Origin of the sequence: Nostoc sp. DedSLP03, assembly GCF_034530815.1 — a bacterium.
GTDB lineage: Bacteria > Cyanobacteriota > Cyanobacteriia > Cyanobacteriales > Nostocaceae > Nostoc.
The window spans coordinates 1-24,647 of record NZ_JAVRCK010000012.1 but is presented as its reverse complement, the minus strand read 5'-3'; the positions used below and the strand labels follow the sequence as shown (position 1 = coordinate 24,647).

At 40.6% G+C, this 24,647-nt stretch carries 18 protein-coding genes and 2 pseudogenes; 11 read left to right on the top strand and 9 right to left on the bottom strand.

Annotated elements, in window-relative coordinates; genetic code table 11:
• Positions 1-318: 318 nt before the first annotated feature.
• Entirely contained in the window at positions 319-4,797 is a 4,479-nt protein-coding gene (locus RM368_RS08125) for a translation initiation factor IF-2 N-terminal domain-containing protein (RefSeq protein ID WP_322693610.1), read from the bottom strand.
• 129 nt (positions 4,798-4,926) lie between these two features.
• Positions 4,927-5,847, bottom strand: a complete 921-nt coding sequence (locus tag RM368_RS08120) for a histone deacetylase (RefSeq protein WP_322693609.1) — start codon at positions 5,845-5,847, stop codon at positions 4,927-4,929.
• Between the two features lie 111 nt (positions 5,848-5,958).
• Between RM368_RS08120 and RM368_RS08115 the strand changes: the two genes are divergently transcribed.
• Complete coding sequence (locus RM368_RS08115) at positions 5,959-6,984, top strand: mechanosensitive ion channel family protein (RefSeq protein ID WP_322693608.1); 1,026 nt, start codon at positions 5,959-5,961, stop codon at positions 6,982-6,984.
• A 50-nt stretch (positions 6,985-7,034) separates the two neighbouring features.
• Here the strand turns inward: RM368_RS08115 and RM368_RS08110 are convergent, their stop codons facing one another.
• Positions 7,035-7,814 (bottom strand): MBL fold metallo-hydrolase, encoded by a 780-nt coding sequence (locus tag RM368_RS08110; RefSeq protein WP_322693607.1) that lies wholly within the window; start codon positions 7,812-7,814, stop codon positions 7,035-7,037.
• Between the two features lie 114 nt (positions 7,815-7,928).
• Between RM368_RS08110 and RM368_RS08105 the strand changes: the two genes are divergently transcribed.
• The 3 genes from RM368_RS08105 to RM368_RS08095 all read left to right on the top strand — a co-directional run bounded on the left by RM368_RS08105 (position 7,929) and on the right by RM368_RS08095 (position 10,041).
• Complete coding sequence (locus tag RM368_RS08105; RefSeq protein WP_322693606.1) at positions 7,929-8,366, top strand: VOC family protein; 438 nt, start codon at positions 7,929-7,931, stop codon at positions 8,364-8,366.
• A gap of 207 nt (positions 8,367-8,573) precedes the next feature.
• Positions 8,574-9,467, top strand: coding sequence for an alpha/beta fold hydrolase (locus RM368_RS08100; protein ID WP_322693605.1), 894 nt, complete (start codon positions 8,574-8,576; stop codon positions 9,465-9,467).
• A 40-nt stretch (positions 9,468-9,507) separates the two neighbouring features.
• Positions 9,508-10,041, top strand: a complete 534-nt coding sequence (locus RM368_RS08095; protein ID WP_322693604.1) for a hypothetical protein — start codon at positions 9,508-9,510, stop codon at positions 10,039-10,041.
• Positions 10,042-10,147: 106 nt separating this feature from the next.
• Here the strand turns inward: RM368_RS08095 and RM368_RS08090 are convergent, their stop codons facing one another.
• Positions 10,148-10,399 (bottom strand): hypothetical protein, encoded by a 252-nt coding sequence (locus RM368_RS08090; RefSeq protein ID WP_322693603.1) that lies wholly within the window; start codon positions 10,397-10,399, stop codon positions 10,148-10,150.
• Between the two features lie 150 nt (positions 10,400-10,549).
• On the opposite strand from RM368_RS08090, the pseudogene RM368_RS08085 reads away from it, so the two are divergent.
• The 3 genes and pseudogenes from RM368_RS08085 to RM368_RS08075 form a co-directional block, all read left to right on the top strand.
• Positions 10,550-12,185, top strand: a pseudogene (locus RM368_RS08085) (AAA-like domain-containing protein).
• Positions 12,186-12,259: 74 nt separating this feature from the next.
• The gene (locus RM368_RS08080; RefSeq protein ID WP_322693602.1) at positions 12,260-12,886 is read left to right on the top strand and encodes a type I restriction endonuclease; all 627 of its coding nucleotides are present in this window, start codon (positions 12,260-12,262) and stop codon (positions 12,884-12,886) included.
• A gap of 147 nt (positions 12,887-13,033) precedes the next feature.
• Positions 13,034-14,539, top strand: a pseudogene (locus tag RM368_RS08075) (AAA-like domain-containing protein); the annotation flags it as partial.
• Positions 14,540-14,645: 106 nt separating this feature from the next.
• On the opposite strand, the gene RM368_RS08070 reads toward RM368_RS08075, so the two are convergent.
• Together RM368_RS08070 and RM368_RS08065 are read right to left on the bottom strand one after the other, a co-directional pair.
• The gene (locus RM368_RS08070) at positions 14,646-15,353 is read right to left on the bottom strand and encodes a Uma2 family endonuclease (protein WP_322693601.1); all 708 of its coding nucleotides are present in this window, start codon (positions 15,351-15,353) and stop codon (positions 14,646-14,648) included.
• Positions 15,354-15,416: 63 nt separating this feature from the next.
• Positions 15,417-16,142, bottom strand: coding sequence for a Uma2 family endonuclease (locus tag RM368_RS08065; RefSeq protein WP_322693600.1), 726 nt, complete (start codon positions 16,140-16,142; stop codon positions 15,417-15,419).
• A 181-nt stretch (positions 16,143-16,323) separates the two neighbouring features.
• On the opposite strand from RM368_RS08065, the gene uvrA reads away from it, so the two are divergent.
• Positions 16,324-19,212 (top strand): excinuclease ABC subunit UvrA, encoded by a 2,889-nt coding sequence (gene uvrA / locus RM368_RS08060; protein WP_322693599.1) that lies wholly within the window; start codon positions 16,324-16,326, stop codon positions 19,210-19,212.
• 153 nt (positions 19,213-19,365) lie between these two features.
• Complete coding sequence (locus RM368_RS08055; RefSeq protein ID WP_322693598.1) at positions 19,366-20,190, top strand: hypothetical protein; 825 nt, start codon at positions 19,366-19,368, stop codon at positions 20,188-20,190.
• A gap of 254 nt (positions 20,191-20,444) precedes the next feature.
• On the opposite strand, the gene RM368_RS08050 is transcribed toward RM368_RS08055, so the two are convergent.
• From RM368_RS08050 to RM368_RS08040, 3 genes are all read right to left on the bottom strand, one after another.
• Positions 20,445-20,927 carry a hypothetical protein gene (locus tag RM368_RS08050; RefSeq protein WP_322693597.1) on the bottom strand — a complete coding sequence of 161 codons (483 nt, stop codon included), beginning with the start codon at positions 20,925-20,927 and terminating at the stop codon, positions 20,445-20,447.
• Between the two features lie 124 nt (positions 20,928-21,051).
• Complete coding sequence (locus RM368_RS08045) at positions 21,052-21,576, bottom strand: hypothetical protein (RefSeq protein WP_322693596.1); 525 nt, start codon at positions 21,574-21,576, stop codon at positions 21,052-21,054.
• 161 nt (positions 21,577-21,737) lie between these two features.
• The gene (locus RM368_RS08040; protein ID WP_322693595.1) at positions 21,738-22,190 is read right to left on the bottom strand and encodes a cupin domain-containing protein; all 453 of its coding nucleotides are present in this window, start codon (positions 22,188-22,190) and stop codon (positions 21,738-21,740) included.
• Positions 22,191-22,372: 182 nt separating this feature from the next.
• Between RM368_RS08040 and RM368_RS08035 the strand changes: the two genes are divergently transcribed.
• Positions 22,373-23,932: an ATP-binding protein gene (locus RM368_RS08035; protein ID WP_322693594.1), complete on the top strand. Its 1,560-nt coding sequence runs from the start codon at positions 22,373-22,375 to the stop codon at positions 23,930-23,932.
• 106 nt (positions 23,933-24,038) lie between these two features.
• Complete coding sequence (locus RM368_RS08030; protein WP_322693593.1) at positions 24,039-24,413, top strand: response regulator; 375 nt, start codon at positions 24,039-24,041, stop codon at positions 24,411-24,413.
• The last annotated feature ends 234 nt before the right edge of the window (positions 24,414-24,647 follow it).

The window sequence follows — 24,647 nt, the reverse complement described above, 5'->3', positions numbered from 1 at the left end:
AACTGGCACAAGCAATGATGTGCGAAGCGCACCGAGCACCCAAAAACTACATAGAAGGCAGCAATATCTGGACGTTTTAGTTGCTCAATTAAATAATTAAAAAGCAAATTGTGCTTGAGCTTGTAAATATCAAATACATTCTGGGTAATTAAATACTTATGTACTACTGGCTAGCGATCGCACTGTGCCAGTTGCGTAAGTCCTGTTTAGGAGCAAATTCCGTTAAGATACTTAGCCTAAGTTACAGTTTATGAAATTTAGGTTTTTTGTCGATTCGCGCAATACCTGCGACCGGCTATGCGTAAGCACACCACAGATTTAGCTGAAGAGGCGAGAAACATCAACGAAACCTTCATGAAGACTAACAATATTTGATACTTCAGAATACATACTTCCGACTTTACCTGATTGATGGGTAAATAAATTATGGCAACCCACAATTATTAATAGTTCTTGAGCGCGGGAAAATGCAACATTTACCCGTTCTGGTTTCTTTGCAAATCCCACATCTCCTTTGTTATTATTGCGAACCATACTGACAATTACAACAGGTCTTTCCATACCTTGAAATCTGTCTACTGTACCAGTACGAATTTCTAGCGAAGGAAAAAGTTCAGATTGCAGACGTTCATCAATTTTTCTTAATTGAGCGCCATAAAATGTAATTACGGCAATTTCTTTTTTTGGTTCCCCATTAGCAACTTTAGAAACCCAAGTATTCTCAAACTGATGACACAAACGTTCAATCGCATCAACTTCTGGAATATTAAAGTAAGAAGTTCCGTTTCGTTGCTCTAAAAACTGATTTTCTATAGGCGTTTTTACCCAAATAAGATGCTGAGATTCTTGGATAATTTCGCTTGCTAAATGATGTGCGCGTTTTGTGTCCGCCTCTAAAATACCAGATTCTAGTTTACCGTCATAAAACTGATTAATTGCACCCATAATAAATGGATGCATTCGATATTGTGTAGTTAGCATTTGTTTGATGCTTTCATCAGCAGATTCAAACTGACTTTTAAATAGTGATTCTTCTAGGAATTGTAGTTCGTCTCGTGTATTGCCAATTGTTTGAGCAACTTCTTCTAAAGTGCTAGTATCAAGCATGGGTGGTAATTGGCGATGATCGCCTACCATTACTAGCTTTTTGCCTTTCAAAGCTGGGATTAGTAACTCTGGTGGAGTACACTTACTAACCTCATCAATGATGACCACATCAAAAGATTTAAATTCTTCTGAAAAACCTCTATTTGCAGCTTGAACACAGGTGATACCGACGACATTAGCATTATCTAAATATATGCGTCTTAAATCGTCCCTATCGCCTTCAGTTGGCTCTCTTAATTTTCCTATCCAATCTTGAACAAAATTCTGATATTTATTGAGATAAGTTTCGTCTGTCTGGAGTTGTTGCTGCCAAGATTCAAACTGAGTATTGATATTGCGTAAAAACTCTATACTAAATAAGTCTGCTTGGGAATTTTCTGGTTTAAATTTATCAGGTATTGTTTGCCATTTTGTCAACCACCAGCTTCGTTCTTCTCTTAGGTTTTCTGATGGCTGTGGTTGTGACTTCTGATCTATTTCACGTAAATTAGTTTGTAATTTTTGTAGATGCTGTAGAGAAGTTTCAGTTTCTTCTTGTAGTTTTGATAAATGCTCATTTAAAGAATGTTTAATTATCTCAAGTACAGCAAAAGGTTCTAATGATGAGATTAAGGTTTCAAACTGACTAATGGAAGTTCTATAATAATTCACTTGATTTGCAAATTCTTGGGGATGCTTCCAAATATTTGATTGTGTTCCCAGATATTTTTCAACTAAAATACGTAATTGAGAAGGGATATGTTTTTGATTAATATCTTGCAAAATATTAATCACTTGCCCAAGTTGAAAATTAGCATCTTGCTGTGCTTTTTCTACCTCAGCTTGAGTAATAGATATTTGCTGTTGGCTAACTTTATTTTTCTGAAGTTCATTTAATTGTCCTTGTAGATGCTGAAGTTGTTGCTCGGTTTCCGTTTTGACTTTTAAAACGCATTGACGCGCATTTGCAAGGATAATATCTAACAATTCTTGTGTAATACGGGTGAGAGTAGAGTCGATATTATTCCATTCCCATGATGTACTATAAGTCCGTTGCATTCTAATTAAGAAAACCTGGGTATTCTCAACCAGTAATTTTCGTTGTTTGGGGTTGAGTAGCTGATAATTGTTAAACTGTTGATAGGTTTCTTGCCATTGAGTGCGATCGCTCTTTGATAGCACCATTGGAATCTGACTAAAATTTTCTTGTAAAAAATAGCTAAAATTATGCTGTTTACCCCGCCTGTCAGTAAAACCTCCGTCTATTTCATAAGCGATCGCCTTTGCTAATACTTCCCATTCAGGTAGATTTATTTTATAATCTTTTGGTACTATTGGTAGTTTTAATGTATTAGCAAACATCAACAAACCTAGCGGCAAGTCAACTAAATTTTCTGTAAGTGGTAAACCTGATTGATGACATTCTTTTAAAGTTTGATAGAGATGAGAGGGTACTGTAGATTTCCATTCTTTAACTGCTGAGATAATGTAATCTATTTCCCGTTGGCGATTTTGCCATATCTGGATTGTTTGCTGTATATTTTGCAGCTTGGTAAGATATTGCTGAGAATCTGGTTGTAACTGATTTAACGAGGCGAAATTTTGTTTGACAACCTCTACTGATGCTGCAACTTCTAAAATGGCTTTACTTGCTTCTTGAGCATCAGTCAAAGAAGTTTTAAATCCAGAAATTTCTATTGCTACAGTTTTACGCAACCAAGCCGCTAAACCAAAAGCACCAAGCGCCGGACGCACAAAGCCAAGCTCATCAGTATATTTGATGATTTGACGAACATTTGCTAAAAACTCTTCTACTAAACTGTTACCTTCTGTGTAGGGTTTAAGAAGTGGCAAGAAATCTGTAATTTCTGAAGCTTCCCAGTTAATATTTGGTAAAGTCTTTAATATATTTTCTAATTTGGCAATTAGTGATTCAACCTCGTTCTGTTTATCTACATTTTCGTTGTAATCTTTTTCTTGATTTTGAAAGTTTCCCTCTAGTCTTATCTTATTTTCATTGAATTTAGTTTGTTGCTGATTAAATTCTTCCTCTGCTTGGAAGTAAGCAGTAAATCTTTGTGATGATGCCAGTAATTGAGTGAAAATTTTAATATTTTCCAGCCGTTGAGTCAGATTATTTTCGCAGTCAGTTGCAGTATTTTCTAGCCATCTGCCAATCACTTGGTCTTCTAAAAATGGCTGTCCTTCTTCCCCAACTTTTTCGGCTTTACCCTTGCGTACAGCGCGAATTACTGGGTTGTGAACTAATCGACTCAGGGCGTTATCTACTGCTAAATTGGCTTGAGAAGCAATTAGAGTTCGTCCACCGCGAAGAGCAATTTGATAGCAAATCTCCGCAATTACGGTAGTTTTCCCAGTACCTGGTGGCCCTTGGATGAGAACAAGATCCTTTGCGGCAAGTACCTTCTCCACTGCTGCTTTCTGCCCAGGATTTGCAGAAGATAATAATAAATCTTGTGGTTGCAGTTCAACAGTTGTTTTGATCTGTCTAGCCTGAGAAGCATCGAATAAAAAGTTGCCTAAATAAGGATTTTGAGTATAACCATTATTCAAATCATCTAAAGCTTTTTTCTTGCGCTGAATCTGCTGAATATCACCAACTGCTTCAAAACACAAAAATCCTGTATCTGGCAACTTATAACGCTCTGCTGCCATGAATTCAGCTAAGTCGCGGTCTAATCTGAGGCTGATAATACAACGGTTGGGGTCAATTTCCTCAACAGTCCCTAATTGACGACCGCTAATCCAATTTTTGCCGACAGGAGCAGTTTCAAAAAGCTTTAAATCTTCGTTTTTTGTGCCTCTTGCTCGTTCCCAAAAATTCTCTACATCAAGGGAATTTTGATAAAAGCCGTCAAGGGTGGCTGAGGCTACATTAATTTCAAAACTGATTCGTCTTTTAAAATTATAGTTATGACTTACATAACGCACACAAAATTGACGAGCTTTAGCGATTTTTTCTTCAATTTGCAAAAATGCTTTCCAAGCTTTAAGCTGATCTTCTGTAGGTACATTTTCGCCACAAACTGGCGCGGTAGCGATGCGCTTCAATGTCGCTGGCGGAATATCGAGATGATGCTGATGATTAGCCAGTAAACGCAAGCGACAAGCTATGGCATAGCTGTCGGCGTGTCCCCGTGAGAGTTGTAACAATTGAGCCGAAAGTATTTTTATACCATCGCGTCCATCTTTTTGTACAGCCGCTCTAAATCCTAATGTTTTTCTGAGCTTGTCAAGTGTTGCGGGTAATGGAAAATCATCGGAGTCTGTTGCTATTGTCAAATCCCAGATTTCCTCTCTTGTTTCTTTCCCCGCACCTTTGCGACGCACATAAAATAGAGAAGGCTTTTTACCGACACATTCATACATTAACTGATTGGCGCGATCGCGGCGCTCCCTAAAATCATATCCTGATTTTAGGGCGGCTTCACCTTCAAGATGACGGATGAAACTATCTATTGCTGAAGCTATAAATGTATAGCCCCAATCTTCAGAGGTTGTTTTAGTTTTCGAGGATTTTGCTGTTAGTTTACTTACCGCTACACGAATACGTTCTGCATCGGATTCTGGAATTGCACTGGTATGGCTTTTGACTGCAATTTTCAGCTTTTCACAAATTACTAATAGCTTCTTGCTATCTAAATTTAATTCTTTTGCTAGTTCGTAGACTCTGACTTTGCCGTTGTTCATCCAGTTAACAATTGAGGGTTTTGATTTAAACGCAGAGGGGCGCAAAGGTAAGCGCAGAGGAGCGCAAAGTATTATTTTAATGCGAATCGCTACGAATTAAATTTGGTAGCACTCTGCGTACCTATGCGTTTAAAATAGTTTGTATTGCTGATAAACTTCGCTAGCGGCACGATGCAGCAAGGAATGCCGCCAAACGAGAGATTTCATATCATCAGCATAACCGCCGCCAATAACGCAGGCGACGGGATAACCGCTACTCACACAGGTACTTAAAACCTGCATTTCCCGGCGAAAAATGCCAGCATCTGTAAGGGATAATTTCCCCAAGCGATCGCCTATATGAGGGTCAACGCCTGCATCATAAAATACTAAATCTGGCTTGACGTTAGACAACAAATCTGATAAATAATTCGCTAAGGTTTGTAAATAAGCGTCATTTTCCATTCCCACCGGCAAAGGAACATCCAAATCGCTGTTTTGTTTTGTACCAGGGAAATTGACTTCGCAGTGCATGGAGAAAGTAAAAACGCTGTCGTCGTCTTGGAAGATAAAAGCTGTGCCGTCTCCTTGATGCACATCCAAATCAACAATCAGGATTTTTTGCACGAGTCCAAATTTTTGTAAAACGCGACAAGCGATCGCTATATCGTTGAAAATACAAAAACCAGACCCATAACTAGGAAAGGCGTGATGAGTTCCACCAGCCGTATTACAGGCTAAACCCTGACTTAGTGCCAGTTTTGCAGTCAGTATCGTACCACCTACCGCTACACAAGTACGATTTGCTAGTGCTGGACTCCAAGGTAAACCAATGCGACGTTGTGCCTTGGCATCTAGGGTTCCTTCGCAATAAGCTTGAACGTAGCTTGGAGTATGGACTAACTCTATCAATTCTTGCGGCGGACGTTCGGGGGTATGAAATTGTTCTTGATTAGCTACACCATCAGCTAACAGCAATTCGTAGAGTTGTCGGAACTTAGACATCGGGAAACGATGTCCTTCAGGTAGAGGAGCAATGTAATCTGGGTGGTAAATAATTGGCAAGTCCATAGTCCAGAAAATCTCAAGCAGGTAATCCGACAAATAACAAGGTAAAATTTAGCCATAATCGCAGCAACAGTGCTGTTATCCTAAATGTAAAACTCCAAATCTAAAATTGATATGATGGAATGGATTACGCCGATAGTGTTTATTCTATCTGGCTTTATGGCTGGAATAATCGGTGAAAAAGTTATCTTCAAAAAACTAGAAACATTCGTTACTAATAAACGAATTGTTGGGAGTAAAATTATATTTCACTCTCTACACCGGATGACTTTTCTTTGGTTTGTCATTGGCGGTTTTTTTTGGGCAGTTCTGAGCGCTCCCCTCAAGCCAAATGTTGCCATCGTACTGCAAAAAATTCTGACGATGGCATTTCTATATTCAATAACTTTTGTCTTAGCCAAACTGACTGCTGGTTTTGTGAATTTATTTATTCGCAGAGCAGAAGGGGTTCCCACATCACTAATTTCTAACCTGGCTAAAATTACTGTTTTAGTTTTGGGAACATTAATCATACTGCAAACTGTGGGTGTTCAAATTACCCCGATCGTCACAACTTTAGGTATTGGTGGTTTAGCAGTTGGTTTGGCACTTCAAGACACACTGGCAAATTTATTTTCTGGTTTTTACTTAATTATTTCTAAGCAAGTTAGAACCGGAGATTATGTCAAATTAGATGCTGGGCATGAGGGATATGTTATAGATATTTCTTGGCGGAATACGACCATTAGAGAAATTTCCAATAATATAGTTATTGTTCCCAATTCTAAATTGTCTTCAGCAATTTTCACCAATTATCATTTACCTGCAAAAGAAATTACTTTAACAATTGATGTGGGCGTAAGTTATGATAGCGATTTGGAAAAAGTTGAAAAAGTTACTGTAGAAGTTGCTAAAGAAGTTATGCAAGAAATTGCACCGGAATTAAAAGATAATGAACCATATATCAGATTTCATACTTTTAATGATTTTAGTATAGATTTTACGCTTTATATGCGAGTAAGTGAATATTTCGATCAGCGGATTGGGAAACATCTATTTGTCAAAAAATTACACAAACGCTATCAACAAGTAGGAATTCAAATTCCTTTTCCGATTAGACAAGTGTATATGCAAGATAATTCAGCTATGGAAAAAAATTAGTAGTTGCCATGTTATTAAACTAACATGGCAAGCAGTATCTGTCCTCGAATTTAAATTGCCAATGCTCGTTTTTCTAATGGTAGTTCAAAGCGATCGCCTGGTTTTGGCTCAAATACCCGCGTCGAAAGATTGTTCTTTTCTAATAACGAACGAAATTCCTCAGCACTTCCTTTAGTTTGAATGAGTTTCATCAGCAAGCCCTCAAAGGACACATCTCCACCAGCAGCAGTAGGTATTATTACTTGAGGCTGTAATGATTTGACGACTTCTAAAGCACTATTTTGTCCTTTAATAATCGGCCCAAGCAAAGGTAGCGTCATGTCAATAAACGGCGTAATCACTACATCAATAGGTGCAGATTGCTGAAGTTGTGGGGAATGATACCCGTGAGGCTCATAGTATACAGTTAAACCACTCTCCAATTCTTTGAGGAGATAACTATTTTCTACCAAAGTCGGGCCAATTGGAGAGCCAGGGAAAGCCTTGATTTCTACTTGATTATTTAAAGTGAAAGTTTCACCATGAGCCAATACTGTTATTTGGGTGTAATCTAACTGCTGTACTACTTTAGCGGCATTGGGAGAAGCTACAACCTTGATGCTGCGATCTAACAGTTTGAGCGTTGGTGGGTGAGCATGGTCTTCTAAACCCTGAGATAGCAGGATCAAATCAATATTATCTGGGATTGGGCGATTTTGCGATCGCGAACCTTTAAACAACCATTCCAAATTGCTGAAAATCAACGAACCAACCAGCCAAGGGTCAATTAGTATTCGTTTACCGCCGATTTCCAAAAGCCAAGAATTACTGTCGAACCAAGTTAAAAACATAAATTTTGTGAAGATAACGCCTATCTTCATTATCATTCGTGTCAGCTTGCTTAGTAAGCACTCAGTCCAATACCTACATTCGTCCGGTCAACGTCTATATACGGAGTTATTTTAATGTCCGATCTTGGTTTTACTCACATTGCACTTGCAGTTAGTAATGTTGATGCAAGTATCTCATTTTATGCAAAGTATGCCCAGATGACAGTCGTGCATCATCGCATCGATCGAGCAACTCAATCAGATGTTGCTTGGATTAGTGACTTGACTAGACCTTTTGTAATTGTCTTAATTAAAGTACCTAAAGTAGAAGGCGCACTCTTACCACAATCCCATCTTGGGGTAGCTTATCAGAATCGCGAGGAAATCGATCGCCTCTGCAATGAGGCACGAAATCAGGGAATACTGCTGGCTGGGCCAAATGACTGGGGTCATCCAGTTGGTTACTGGGCTTATCTTCGAGACCCAGATGGTCATACACTAGAAATTTCCTATGGTCAGGAAATTAGTTTTACAGTTGAGCAAGCTAGAGACGCAATTAATCAGGGTAAATGAAACTAAGTAAGTCAGTCAGTGATAAAAAACCTAACTAGGTTACGAAATGTAAATAAATCTAAAATCCTTACAAATGACTAAGGACAAATGACAAATGACAATCTTCACTAGTTATCTTTATTTGCACCCACCTACTTAACATCTAATCAGCACTCAGATTTTGGTCAGAGATACTATATTTGAAGAAACACTTTATGAATCTTATTAATGACTGTAACTACACAACAACTTCCAACTCAAGACGCCTTTGAAAAATTCATTTGGAATTGGCAGGGTTACAAAATTCAGTACACTGTTATGGGTACAGGACGCCCTTTGGTTCTGGTTCACGGCTTTGGCGCTTCCATTGGACACTGGCGCAAAAATATCCCGGTTTTAGCTGATGCTGGCTACCAAGTATTTGCCATAGACCTTTTGGGTTTTGGTGGTTCCGATAAAGCGCCCATTGATTACAGTGTAGAAGTTTGGGTGGAACTGCTGAAAGATTTCTGCACAGCACACATCCAGGAACCGGCTGTATTTATTGGCAACTCTATCGGCGCACTTTTGAGCTTAATAGTACTGGTAGAACATCCAGAAATTGCTGCTGGTGGTATTTTAATTAACTCTGCGGGTGGTTTAAGCCATCGTCCCCACGAACTGAACCCGCCGCTACGGATGGTGATGTCAACTTTTAATCGGTTTGTGCGATCGCCAATTACAGGTAAATTTGTCTATAACCGCATCCGCCAAAAAGCCCAAATTCGCCGCACCCTTTACCAAGTTTACCGGAACCGTGAAGCTGTCACTGATGAATTAGTTAATTTACTTTATACTCCCTCTTGCGACCCAGGAGCGCAACAAGTCTTCGCATCTATTCTCACAGCCCCTCCTGGCCCAAGCCCAGAGGAACTTTTGCCCAAAGTAGAACGTCCTTTATTAGTAATTTGGGGTGCTGACGACCCCTGGACACCAATTACCGGGGCCAAGATTTACGAAAAGGCACGGGAGAATGGCAAAGATATCAAAATTGTTCCCATTCCCAATGCCGGTCATTGTCCTCACGATGAAGTTCCAGATGTTGTCAATGCCCAGATTGTCGATTGGCTAGCGCAAGGGTAATAATAATTTCACCTTTCTGCCGATATGTTTTAGCTCAAGCATGGCTAGAATACAGGGTACAAAAGTAGCTCTGAGCAGCTTTATCGCTGGAACTCCAGGCTTTATGCCACCAGAAGAACAGTTTGGTCATTTTCTGACAGAAGCATCAGATTTATATAGTTTAGGAGCAACACTAATTTGCTTACTTACTAATACCCGTTCTGTTGAGATTAGCAAATTAATTGATGATAACTATCGCTTTAATTTCCAGCAATTAGTTCCTCAAATCAGTCCGCGTTTCCGGTGGTGGTTAATCAAAATGGTGGAACGTAACCGAAAACGTCGCTATGCTAATGCGGCTATTGCTTTTAAAGCACTTGGGTCAATTGAGGTTGTTGATAGTGCGACTGGGTTAGATAATTTCATCAGTACAATCAAACCTAGAAAACGAGCCACTTTGTTGGGACTAGCTACTGTTGTTACACTAGCTGCGGTTGCAGGAACTTTAATAAGTTATCAGCCTGGTAATACGGTTAGGCAATTGTCGGAAGCTAGAGAATGTCAAAGTTTTGATTTAAGCTCAGGTTGCCAATAAAAAATCGGAGATTAAGATTAATTAGGTTGCATCTGGCTAAGGATTACAGCGGTTTTCAATTGAATAAACTACACGCTTAGGGGCACAATATATTGTGCCCCTAAAATTATGTGTATTCCATGCTTGTGAAAATTGCTGCAATTTGCATGAGTATCCAATACTCGTTAACGGAGATAAAAGGTGGATTCATCCAGTTCAAACACTTGTTAACGGAGATAAAAGGTGGATTCATCCAGTTCAAACACTCGTTAACGGAGATAAAAGGTGGATTCATCCAGTTCAAATACTCGTTAACGGAGTAAAAAGGTGGATTCATCCAGTTCAAACACTCGTTAACGGAGATAAAAGGTGGATTCATCCAGTTCAAATACTCGTTAACGGAGATAAAAGGTGGATGAATCTAGTTCAAATACTCGTTAACGGTAATGCACTATCAGTAATTGTGTAGTTATCTGCTGTAGTAAACTACATCTAAGCCAGAAGCCTGCATTCAATAGTTGATAGCGCTGTGAAAAAAATCCTGATTGTGTCAGCTAATCCCACAACGACAGACAAACTCCGCTTGGACGAGGAAGTAAGGGAAATTCAGGAAGGGTTGCAACGCTCTCGCAGCCGAGATAAATTTGAACTGATTACAAAATGGGCAGTGCGTCCTGATGATTTGCGGCGGGCGCTTTTAGATCATAATCCTCATATTATCCATTTTTCAGGACATGGGGGAGGAAATCAAGGTTTAGCCTTGGAAAATAATACAGGGCAAATGCAGCTGGTGAGTACAGAGTCACTGGCAAGGTTATTTAAGTTATTTCAAGACAAAGTTGAGTGTATATTATTAAATGCTTGTTATAGCGAGGTGCAAGCTGAGGCTATTTACCAACACATTAACTGTGTGGTTGGGATGAATCGGGCAATTGGGGACAGGGCGGCAATTAAATTTGCGGTAGGCTTTTATGATGCACTGGGTGCTGATAGGTCTTATGAGGATGCTTATGAATTTGGCTGTAGCGCGATTGATTTAGAAAGTATTCCAGAATCTTCCACCCCAGTGCTGAAAAGTCGGAACAATTCCCAAGGTGCTATCTCTGCTAACGAAATTATTCCAGATACCGAGATAAAAACAGCAGTCTCCTTAGAAAATCCAGAAGGGCAGGTATCTCTAAACTCTACTTTCTATGTGGAGCGATCGCCTATTGAGGTAGACTGTTATGAAGCGATTCTTCAACCAGGGGCCTTAATTCGCATCAAAGCTCCCCGGCAGATGGGCAAAACTTCCCTCATGTCAAGGGTTCTCCATCATGCTAGTCAACATGGCTATCAGATAGCACCTGTAAATTTCCAGTCAGCCGATGCAGAATTTCTCGCTAATTTAGATCGGTTTTTGCAGTGGTTCTGTGCCAGCATTACCTACGAATTGAATCTACCCGATAAATTAGATGAGTATTGGAAGGGTGTTTTAGGTAGCAAGAATAAATGTACAAATTACTTTCAACGATATTTATTACCAGCCATTAATAGCCCCATAGCTTTGAGTTTGGATGAAGTCGATGAAGTCTTTAAGCATCCCATAATTGCGGCTGATTTTTTTGGATTGCTACGAGCTTGGCATGAGCGGTCAAAGAATGAAACAGTTTGGAAAAATCTCCGGTTGGTGATTGTGCATTCTAAGGAAGTTTATATCCCGCTCAATATTAATCAGTCACCTTTTAATGTCGGTTTACCCATTGAGTTACTAGACTTAAATCAAACACAAGTACAACACTTGGTACAGCTTCACAGCCTCAATTGGTCTAACTCACAAATTGAAGAATTAATGACACTCGTGGGTGGTCATCCTTATTTAGTGCGGGTAGCGCTTTATGAAATTGCCCGTGGTCGGATAACGCTGGAAAATCTGCAAAAAATCGCGGCAACCGAGGAAGGTCCTTACAGTGACCATTTACGCCGCCATTGGCTGAATTTGCAAGAGGATGCAGAATTGCTTGCTAGCTGCGGTTAAACAAGTGATGATGGCAAATCGAGCCGTGAATGTAGACACAACTGAAGCCTTTAAACTCCGCAGTATGGGGTTAGTTAAGTTTCAAGGCAATCAAGTAGTGCCTTTGTGTGATTTGTATAAACAATATTTTGGGCATCGCTTGGGGTAGAAAAATTAAAAAAGTACATTAGGAGTGCAATAAGACTTTTATTTGCAATTACCATTTAACAAAAAGGATCAAAAATGGTTCAAGTTATTCAAGGAAGAGATATAACCTTAGCCCAACTCATAGATCAATTTGGGCTACAACGTGCAGACAATGAACAGTTTTTTTTAGAGTGGCAGCAAGATTTACCTAAGTTGAGTGACTTAGAAAAGCAATCTCTCAACGAAGTCAAGGCAGAATATTTGCATCTATCGAAATATTCTATTTTAGAACCTGTAGTCAAAATGGTGGTGCTATCTCCACTATTGCATCTAGCAGGTTTTTATCAACCGCCTTTTTATATTGCGTCAGAAGAAGAGGTAAGAATTTCTTCTGAAGACGAAGGCAAAATTATTAGAGGACGTATTGATATCTTGGTGTTTCATCCTCCATTTTGGGTTCTCATTATTGAGGCGAAACGAGCAGAATATTCTTTGGAGGTAGCAATTTCTCAAGCATTAGCTTATATGTTGGCTAATCCTGGTAATGATAAACCTACATTTGGTTTTGTAACCAATGGTCGAGAATTTCAATTTATTAAGTTGATGAAACAGGGTACACCAAAATATGAATTATCTTACACACTGTCGCTCAATCGTGGAGATGACCTAGATACTGTGGTAAAAGTGTTAAAACGTCTAGCTGATTTAATTCGTAATTCGTAATCTTGTAGAGTACGTTAGCCAAGGACATAACTTACCATCTCAATACTTTCGGTGCTGCACTCTCTGTGCTAATGCACCCCACCAAACTAGCTGTATTTCATAATTTTGAATTTTGAATTTTGAATTTTGAATTCGGAGCAAAGCGACGTGACCCAGTACCAATATCAAGTCGGTGGTAGTCTGCCTCAAAATGCACCAACTTATGTCAGACGGCAAGCTGACCATGACCTCTATGAAGGCTTGAAGGCTGGGGATTTTTGTTATGTACTCAATTCCCGGCAGATGGGGAAATCTAGCTTGCGGGTGCGGGTAATGCAACAGTTGCAAACAGAAGGATTTGCTTGTGCTGTTGTTGATTTTACAGCGATTGGGACAGCAGATATTACCCTAGAACAGTGGTATGCCGGGGTGATTGATACTCTGGTGGGAAGTTTTAATATTTATCCAACTTTTGATTTAGATACTTGGTGGACTAATAACGGTTTGCTTTCACCAGTGCAGCATTTGAGCAAGTTTATTGAAACAATTTTACTAAAAACAATTACTGAAAAGATAGTTATTTTTATTGATGAAATTGACAGCATTCTGAGTCTTTCATTCAACTTGGATGACTTTTTTGCCGTTATCCGCGATTGCTACAACCGACGAGCAGACCATCCTGAATATAATCGCCTCACCTTTGCTTTGATTGGCGTGTCTACGCCTTCAGATTTGATTCAAGACAAACGCCGGACACCTTTTAATATTGGACAGGCAATTGATTTAACTGGCTTTCAACTCCGAGAGGCACAACCCTTGGCACAGGGATTAGCAGAAGTGGGTGATTCTCAAGAGTTGATGCAGGTGGTGCTGGACTGGACGGGAGGACAGCCGTTTTTGACGCAAAAAGTTTGTAAGTTGCTGGTGCAGGGAGGATTGGAGACTAGAAACTGGGGACTAGAGATTGGGGATTGGGTGGAAGAGTTGGTATGCGAGGGAATTATTGAGAATTGGGAGACGCAAGATGAGCCGGAGCATTTGAAGACGATTCGAGACAGAATTTTGCAGAGTGGAGAACAGAGGACTGGGCGATTGTTGGGGTTGTATCAACAGATTTTGCAGCAGGGAGAGATAGCAACTGATGATAGTCCTGAACAAACGGAACTGCGGCTGACGGGTTTGGTGGTAAAGCGGGAGGGGAAGCTGCGAATTTATAACCGGATTTATGCAGAGGTGTTTAAACAGGAGTGGGCTGAAAAAATCTTGGCAAAGTTGCGTCCTTACTCGGCTGCATTAAATGCCTGGGTTGAGTCGGAACGTCAAGATGAGTCGCGCTTGTTGCGGGGACAGACTTTGCAAGATGCCCAAGAATGGGCAGTAGGTAAAAGTTTGAGTGACTTGGACTATCGGTTTTTAGCTGCTAGCCAAGAGTTAGAAAAGCGTGATGTGCAGAAACGACTGAAGGCAGAGGAACAAGCAAAGCAAGTTTTAGCAGAGGCGAACCACAAAGCTAATCAACGAATTCGTATTGGTTCTGTGGTGTTAGGTTTTGCTCTAGTGGGGGCGGTAGCATTATTTATAATTACTCAAAAAAGTCTTGAGGTATCCAAGAATGCTATTGCAGTAGCACAATCAGCTAAGGCAGAAACAAATAACGCACAGAAAGATTTAAAAAATGCAAGGTCGAAGTTTCGAGTTCCAAACAAGAATGGCCGAGCAAAAAGGTGGAACTTCCGAGTTCCAAACAAGAATGGCCGAGTAAAAAGGTCGAACTTCCGAGTTAAACCTCTGGTTCCACTCCCAGCGCTTTTAACTGAGCAGCTAATCTCTCTGCACGCTGGCGTTCTTTTGCTGCTAACTCCAAACCCCACAGTAATAGTTCGCCCTTGTCATCCCACCAACGCAACCAATAGCCTGTGCGATTTTCTCGGCTTCCTTGCCATACACCTATAAACAAGTTCATTTCGGCAATCCAGTGACGATTATTTGCATCAGGTGTTTGCAATTCATAATGTCCGAAATCATCTTGCCGATAAACTTCTAACACTCCGCCATCTGGTTCAAAAATGGCATAGTTTGGCACTTGTAAAATCTGCTCATAATAAAACCATTTACCAGGGGGATAGGTCGGTTTACTGGAATACTCTCCACCTTCGGTATCTGAGAGAAATTCCATCACAATTACGGGAATATCACCTTGGAGTCGTGGCGTATAACTGCGCTTCACTTTTTCTCGTAAGACTCGAATAGATGGTACATATCCCCAATCTGGTGCTTTGACCACAAATCGATTATTCAAGGTGGCGCAGATCCCATAGTTAGTAATGGTTAAAGCATCGGTGGGTAATCTGCCAGCAAATTCCAAGCTTTCTGTTAAAGCAGCAGCTAAGAGTGGCTGATTAATGCTATCCACTGGCTCGTTGTCTAAAACAAAATCATCAGGTAACTTTTCCCAGGTGACATTATGAGTGGCTGCGTTGGCTAGCATAATCAGAATATTTCAAGTACAACTTCAATTTCTAATAGCCCGATTAAAAAATTGCACACGGCGTTACTCCTGAGCAAAGGTTCGCACTTCTTCCACTGACAATCCCAAAGCTTGGGCAATCTGTTCGATGCTCAAATTCATTTGCAACAATCGGGGTATGGCATCTCTTCTGGCTTGTTCTGCAAGTTCAGCCCGTTGTCGTTCTTGTTCGGCGTTGCGAGAAATTTCTGTATAAGTTAAAAACCTTTCTCCATCAGGGCGATATAGCTGCAAACCCTCTGGTGATGGAGTAAAGCGAATTTTTAACTGAGGACTCACCCAATCTTCCATTAGAGGGATGACATCTAATCCATCTTCGTTACGCAACCATCCATGCAAATTATTTCGATCGGGATCGTAAATGTAGTACTCTTCCACGCCATAGCGATCGTAGAAAAGTAATTTCTTGTCCATTTCAGTTTGGGTGTTGCTGGGAGAAAGAATTTCAAACACAACTTGCGGTGCAACTCCCTCTTCTTTCCATTGTTGGTAGCACAAGCGATCGCCTTTTGGTCTACCCAATACCACCATCACATCTGGGGCGTTAACAATTTTGTTACGTCCCTCTACTGGATACCAAAACAAATCTCCGGCGACAAAAACATTTGGATCGTCAGCGAATAGCCACTCGATATTCTGCTTAATTTCTACAATCCAGCCAAACTGTATGGTATTATTAGCCACTGGTTGTCCGTCACTATCTGGGTAGATGACCTCTGGCTGGGTCGGCGGTTGGATTTGCGATACCATAGCTTCGCCCTCAGAAGAATATTTAATCGGGATGCTTCCAAATTAGCAGACTCTTAAGGATGTCTGCGCCATGAATCTGGAATGATAACTAACTAAAACAGTACTATTGTTCTACAATAAACCGATTAAAGATAGTATTATTAAGGACTGTTTCATAAGAAACTCCTTCTTCGCCGCCAATATGTCAGACCAACAGCTAGCAGCATCCTTGAATGGACATCTTCCGTACCCCAGCCACAACAGCCAGAATACCATTCGGATTCGGGGTGCTAGGCAGCATAATCTGAAAAATATTGACTTGGAATTGCCGCGCGATCGCCTAATCGTATTCACTGGCGTTTCTGGTTCTGGTAAGTCTTCCCTAGCATTTGATACCATTTTCGCTGAAGGGCAACGTCGCTATGTGGAATCCCTCAGCGCCTACGCACGGCAATTTCTCGGACAACTAGATAAGCCGGATGTGGAAGCGATTGAAGGCTTAAGTCCAGCAATTTCTATTGATCAAAAGTCAACGTCTCATAACCCCCGTTCCACAGTCGGTACGGTGACAGAGATTTACGACTATTTGCGGCTGTTGTTTGGTCGGGCTGGCGAACCCCATTGTCCGATATGCGATCGCTGTATTGCACCCCAGACAATCGATGAGATGTGCGATCGCATTATGGAACTACCAGACCGCACCCGCTTCCAAATTCTTGCACCCGTCGTCCGGGGAAAAAAAGGCACACATCGTAAGCTTTTGTCAAGTCTGGCATCCCAAGGTTTTGTTCGCGTGCGGATCAATGGCGAGATCCGCGAACTGTCAGATTCCATTGAATTGGATAAAAATTTTACCCACACCATCGAAGTGGTAATTGACCGCTTGGTGAAAAAAGATGGTATCCAAGAGCGTTTGGTTGATTCTCTATCTACGTGTCTCAAGCAATCGGGTGGGATTGCAGCCATTCTGGTGAGTTTGCTTGGTGACGATGGACAAGAAAAAGAAGAAGAATTAGTATTTTCAGAAAACTTTGCTTGTCCAGAACATGGCGCGGTAATGGAGGAACTATCACCGCGATTGTTCTCCTTTAACTCACCTTATGGTGCTTGTCCGCACTGTCATGGCATCGGCACTTTAAGAAGATTTGCGCCAGACTTGATTGTACCTGACTGGGAAGCGCCAGTTTACGCTGCGATCGCGCCTTGGTCAGAAAAAGATAATTCTTATTACTTGGAATTACTCTATAGCGTGGGGCAGATTTATGGATTTGAGTTACAGACAAATTGGGGCAAGCTGACAGAAGAACAGCAGCAAATTCTTCTGTATGGAGAAAAAGATGAACGAGCCGCAGAGGCAAAGAGAAAGCAGAGTTTTAAAGGTGCTATTCCAATTTTGCAACGGCAGTATGAGGGTGGTTCTGAATTAATTAAACAAAAATTAGAGCAGTATTTAATCGATCAGCCGTGTGAAGTTTGTCTAGGAAAACGGTTAAAACCGGAAGCCTTGGCGGTGAAGTTGGGACAATATGGAATTTTAGAATTAACTACCGTGTCAATTCGAGATTGTCGAGAGAGAATTGAGCAATTTAAGTTGAGCGATCGCCAGTTACAAATTGCTGATTTAGTTTTGAGAGAAATCAAGGCCAGATTGCAATTTTTGTTGGATGTCGGTTTAGATTATCTCACCCTTGACCGTCCCGCCATGACCCTTTCCGGTGGCGAAGCCCAACGAATTCGTCTAGCAACACAGATTGGTTCTGGTTTAACAGGAGTTCTCTACGTTTTAGATGAACCGAGTATTGGTTTGCATCAACGAGATAATGGCAGATTGCTGAAAACCTTAACTAAATTGCGTGATTTGGGTAATACATTAATTGTCGTTGAACACGATGAAGAAACAATTCGTGCAGCTAACTATATAGTTGATATCGGCCCTGGTGCAGGAATTCACGGCGGAAATATTATCGCCCAAGGTGATTTTCAGGCGTTATTAGCAGCAGAAGATTCTTTGACGGGTGCATATTTATCAGGAAGACGAGTAATTACCACACCAGCAGAACGCCGAGAAGGAAATGGGCGCAGTTTGGGAATTAAAAATGCCCATCGCAACAATTTAAGAAATATCGATGTAGACATTCCATTAGGTAAACTCGTCTCCATCACTGGTGTGTCTGGTTCTGGCAAATCTACTCTGATTAACGAATTACTGTACCCATCTCTGCAACACCATTTAACTAAGAAAGTTCCCTTACCCAAGCATTTAGATAAAATTCAGGGATTAAACGCAATTGATAAAGCGATCGTTATCGATCAATCTCCCATTGGACGCACACCACGTTCCAACCCTGCAACTTACACAGGAATTTTCGATGCCATTCGGGATGTATTTTCCCAAACAGTAGAAGCCAAAGCTAGGGGTTACAAACCCGGACAATTTTCCTTCAACGTTAAAGGTGGACGTTGCGAAGCTTGTAGCGGACAGGGTGTGAATGTGATTGAAATGAACTTTCTCCCTGATGTTTACGTGCAATGCGAAATTTGTAAGGGTGCAAGATACAACCGCGAAACTTTGCAAGTGAAGTATAAAGATAAGTCAATTTCTGATGTTCTGAGAATGACAGTTGAGGAGAGTTTAGACTTTTTCCAGAATATACCCAAAGCGATCGCGCGTTTGCAAACTTTATTTGATGTCGGGTTGGGTTATGTCCAACTAGGACAACCTGCGACTACCTTATCTGGTGGTGAAGCGCAACGAGTGAAATTGGCAACAGAACTATCTCGACGCGCCACAGGTAAGACGCTTTATTTAATCGATGAACCGACAACAGGGTTATCTTTTTACGATGTCCACAAATTGTTAGATGTGTTGCAACGATTGGTAGATAAAGGCAATTCAATATTAGTAATTGAACACAACTTAGATGTAATTCGCTGTTCAGACTGGGTGATAGATTTGGGGCCAGAAGGTGGCGACAAAGGCGGAGAATTAATTGCTGTGGGTACACCAGAGGAAGTAGCAAAAAATCCCAGGTCTTATACTGGACAATATTTAAAGCAGGTGTTGAAACAGTATCCAGCGATGAAGAAGTAGTAGGGCGGTGAGGTGTGTTATTGAAAATTAACGCATCTCATCTAGATCATTGAAGACTTTACTTTGGGCTTCACTTTAATCAGTGTGTAATTAGTTGTATTATGTATGTAGTGCAACATAATTGAAACGGTCTACAAGTAATTATTGTTACAAATGAACACTAGTACTTCAATATATGATAGCTTTATAAGCCTTGATAATCTCAAACTTGCTTGGGAGCGTGTTCGCTACTTTGATCGCTCTGATTCACGAGACTGGATTGGCCTAAAAGTATTTGCTGCCAATCGTGACTACAACCTTGAACTACTCAGACAAACTTTGATGGGGAGAACTTTTGAAGCTTCATATCCAGAAATTAAATACCTCCCCAAAGCATCTCAAACTTTACGTCTAACAATGGAGAAATTGGGTCTTAATGAAACACAACAACTTAGTGAGTACTCTATAAATTCTGCTAGAGGGTATGATAACTCTCTGCCTCATCTTCAATCATGCTACATACGGCACACTTTCACAAAATTCTACAGAGTTAAGTTTTCTGAGCCAGTAGACTTTCATGCTTTACTTGGATCAGAATATAAACGTGCAACCAAATTTCTATGGCAATCAGATAAATCATACCTTCCTAATCCTTCGCGATATGTGTCTCAGTTAGATTTGTTTCATGAAGAATTACTTTATCCCATAATTGTAGACAAACTAAAATTGAAACCTAGTAGGGAAGATGTTCTAAAAATGGCTCTGCCAGATAGAATGGAATATATCCATACTCAACTTCAAGAAAAAAAACTTAGTATATTCGCTACCGCATTACTCAAGTGTCATAAATTAAGATCATCAAGTACAGAAGCTCATACTCGGCTGCATAAAATTTTAGATCCAACCAACCCAGTTGGTTGGCATGAGCGTGATGCTCTCAAAAAGTATCTATGTGGCGCTTACCAGGAATTAGTAGATTGGCTGTTACAAAATAAGTAATGATATTTCTGTATCATATCAATTATCTACAATGCCGCTAGTTTAATATCCTTAAAAGAATTTTATTCTAACAGTATAAGATTAACTAACTAACTATCCGGCGGTGAAAAAGTAGAGTTTTGGCTTGGTCATAGTCGCAAAGAAGCTTACCGCAAGGTAGGTGCAAATAAAAGCAGAATCCCAACTTATCAAACAAGTTGGGGTTCTACGGTTTGCAATTCTTACAAATAAAATAGGATTGCAATAAATGTTTATTAATTTGTAGCTAAAGCTGGTTCTGCCAAAAAATATTTCAGATTTTCTTGCTGGGTGGCAAACTTCAAATATTGAGATGCCATTTCTGGTGTTAGCAATTCAATCATTAACCTGTTTTCCACCCAAAACTCAATCACATCAAAGAAAGAATCGCGGTTACAGCGCACTACACGCCAACCTTCACGAACACCAATTTTTTCAATTTCTTGCTGACTAATTGGTACAGAGATAGCTGCATGAATATCTGTATACCTGGAAGTAATAGCAGTATGTACAAATACGCATTGTTCATCACCTTCACCAGGTTCTATTTGAGAACCTAAAGGATAAAGTTCAATACCTGTACCGTATTCATCAAAAGGTAGAACCATATAACTTCCAGGATTAGGAGGAAAGGGAACAGCTTGCGCTTTTAAGATTTCCCCCAGAACTTGAGCAACATGACTAGGGTTTCTAACAGCAATTGAAATATGGTGAATCATAGAATAACCTCGTTCGATATCTTGTAGATTAGAAAACAATCGGGTAAAACTAGGGGAAGCAGGAGAGAGAAAAAATTCTTAACCTCAGCGTATTGGGTTCTATGCAAATTGAATGCTCATTAGTTTATTGAGGTCGTCCATAATGAGCGCGACCTTTACCATCGGCAGTCTCAAGTACTAAAACTTGCTGTCCATAATCATTCGTCTCAATCGACCACTGGTAAGTCTCAGGCTTTGCTGTGTTGCGGCTGGAGTAGGTGCGCCCGCTATTGCAGATTTGCCCTTTAGATGTGCTGTCGCTGGGTTGAAAAGTCAGGCGTTGAGCCTCAATCTTAACTTTGCCTTTTTCCTCTATGAAGAGGTTAGACGCACAGTTGTAGGTGTTGATTTGAATCAGTCTATTTCGCTTGTAACTTCCATTAGATGCAAGTTGGAATTGGTCGCTAGAGCCGTTTGGGGCTGCGGACTGCCCTGTGTAACTGTCTTGGTATTGAATGGACGAAATCCGGCCATACCGCCACTCGCCCTGGAGTTCAGCAGGCACTCCAGTATTATTACCCGCCTGACTCGCGCTTGGATAAAAAGCAAGGCTAGCGGTGAAACCCAAACTTAGGGCACTGGCAGCGAAAAAGCAGACAGTTTTTGGCATGGAATAGAATAGCCTATTGGTTATTGAGTGCATAGCATTTTTGTAGAAATAGATTTATTTATCAACGAAAACAATTTCCAACCCGAACTCTGCATGTTTCTATATCGCCTTTGTGAATAGGGGTACACAAATGTGCATCCAAATCCATCCAAACGAAAACTTCATGCAATAAACTGCAATCCATATTTGTTCAAAACAGGCTGTACTTTTTCCATATTTAGCGATGGACTATCTGCTACTTGACCCATTTCTTCATAAAAGTTTTTCGCACCCTTCGGCGAAATTAAAACCAGGAATTTCGCAGTAGCAGAACGAATCTTAAAGCCGTGTGCTGCATTGTGAGGAATGTTAACGAAAAAGCCTGGTGATGCCAAAATTGTTTCTGTACCAATTTGGATGTCTAGTTCACCTTCTAGAATATAAAACGCCTCTTCCCAAGGATGAGTATGAAGTGGTGGACCATTTTCTTCTGTATCTGTAATTTCATAAATTGTCCACGCTTGGTTTGTCTCTTCTCCGGTTACTTTTGTTGTGAACTGTGCACCAATAACTGAAAATTGATTCCCTTCTCCTGATGCAATAATAGTTGGTTTCCGCACGGTTGCACTTTGCATACAAGTTATTCCTTGTTGTGTAATTTAGTAAGTGATTTCCAAACTTGATTTGATGTTTTTAACATTAGAAATTAATCGGGGAGAACTAGGGTAGATAAATGGATAATTGCTATTTTTTTTGTAACTGATTATTAAGATATTGAACTAAGGTTAAAATCTCTAGAAACAATTAGTAGCCTATTGTGGCTAAAGTCGATATTTCTATGCCTAAAGAGTCACCCAACTTCCCTAAAGCAGACATACTGGTGATTGATGACACGCCAGAAAACCTGAATCTCTTATCTGCCATGTTGACGGAACAGGGATATAAAGTTAGGAGTGTAACTAAAGGTTCTACGGGTTTACGCGGAGCAAATGCAGTTCCTCCCGACCTAATTTTGCTGGATGTGAATATGCCTGAGATGAATGGCTATGAAGTCTGCCAACATCTGAAGGCAAGCGATCGCACCCGCGAAATTCCAGTAATTTTTATCAGCGCTTTGGGTGATGTGCTAGATAAGGTGAAAGCTTTTACAGCTGGTGGGGTGGACTACATCACTAAGCCTTTTCAACTAGAAGAGGTTTTAGCACGAATTGAAAATCACTTGACCATTTGGAAACTGCAACGACAACTCCAAGCCCAAAATGAGCGGTTGCAGCAGGAAATTACTGAACGCGCCAAAGCAGAGGAGAAGTTTGCTAAGGTTTTTCGCTCTAGTCCCAATCCAATTGCGATCGCCACAGTTTCGGAAGCTCGTTTTATTGATGTCAATCCCAGCTTCTTGAAGATGAGCGGCTATTCTTTAGAAGAAGTAATTGAAGATACTGCTACCAAACTTAATTTAGGTAAAAACACAGTCGCGATCGTTCAAACAATTCAACTTCTGCCGGAAACTGGTTCGCTATACAATCTAGAATTTGAATTTTCTACAAAGTCTGGAGAACTCAAAACCATACTGATATCTCTCGAATTAATTGACTTAGGTGGAGTGCAATGTGCTTTATTAATTGCCAATGACATCACCGAACGTAAACGCCTAGAAAACGAATTTATCTCTTTAGTTAGTCATGAGTTGCGTACACCTTTAACTTCCACAATGGGGGCATTAGATTTATTGAGTTCAGGACAACTGGGAACTCTAACCGAACAGGGACAAAAAGTCCTCAGCATTGCCACAACTAATACTGAACGCTTGATTCGTTTAGTCAACGATATTCTCGATTTAGAGCGAATGAAATCGGGCAAAATCTTGACACGGAAGGCGAAGTGCAACGCCGCAGACTTGCTAATTACGGCAACGGAAGCAATGCAAGCAATGGCAGATAAATTACAAGTTCGACTAATTATAAATCCCGTAGCAGCAGAACTTTGGGCAGATCCCGATCGCCTCTTGCAAACCCTCACCAATTTACTGAGCAACGCGATTAAGTTTTCTGAACCAGGTGACACTGTGTGGATAAGTACCACTCTCTCAGAATCTAAAAGTGTTGAATCTGAAGAAAATCAGCCTTCATCATCCAACTTTCTTTTAATTACGATCCAAGATGAAGGGCGAGGAATTCCTGAAGATAAATTACAAATCATCTTCGAGCGTTTTCAGCAGGTAGATGCATCTGACTCCCGCAACAAAGGAGGAACAGGTTTAGGACTTGCTATTTGCCGAGATATCATACAGCAACATAATGGTAAAATCTGGGTTCAGAGCATTTTAGGCAAAGGTAGCACCTTTTATGTGCTGTTACCTTTAGTAGACTGTCAATAGCAGCCTTTAATTACCCAAATCTCCCCTACTTCTACCCGATTGCATTCTAAAATAGCCGAAGACTAATCAAGCTAATCAGCATCACATATCATGCGAGAGTGACAATATGAGCAGAAATATCTTGATTGTTGATGATGAAGAAGATGTGCAGGCGATCGCTAAATTGGGATTAGAAATGGCTGCTGGTTGGAACGTGTTGACTGCTTGTTCTGGTTGGGAAGCGTTGAATGTAGCAGCCAACTCTAAGCTTGATGTAATTTTACTAGATATGATGATGCCTGATATGGATGGGCGTGCCACTCTGCAACAACTCAAGGCTAACCCCGTGACTAAGTCAATTCCCGTAATTTTACTAACTGCCAAAGTCCAGGAGTCCGCTCAAGAGGTGTTTACTGGCTTAGATGTAGCTGCTGTCTTTGCCAAGCCTTTCCGTCCCTTGAAACTAGCAGCGCAAATTAGTGAAGCATTAGGCTGGAACTGATTTTTTTGAGTGGTTATAGCAAATTTTGCTCTTTCTATATAATATAGTGACTGCTTTTCTTATTCACATTGATACAGAAGTAAGCAAAAGTGTGTATAAAACGATTCGGCGTTGGATACACCTGTCAAATTCATCTGCAAAGGAATTGATCTATAAAAAATAATTTACGCTTTGGGAAAGCGATCGCCCCGACCAATATCCTCCACCAACCAGCTACGCAAGAGAGGATCTAAA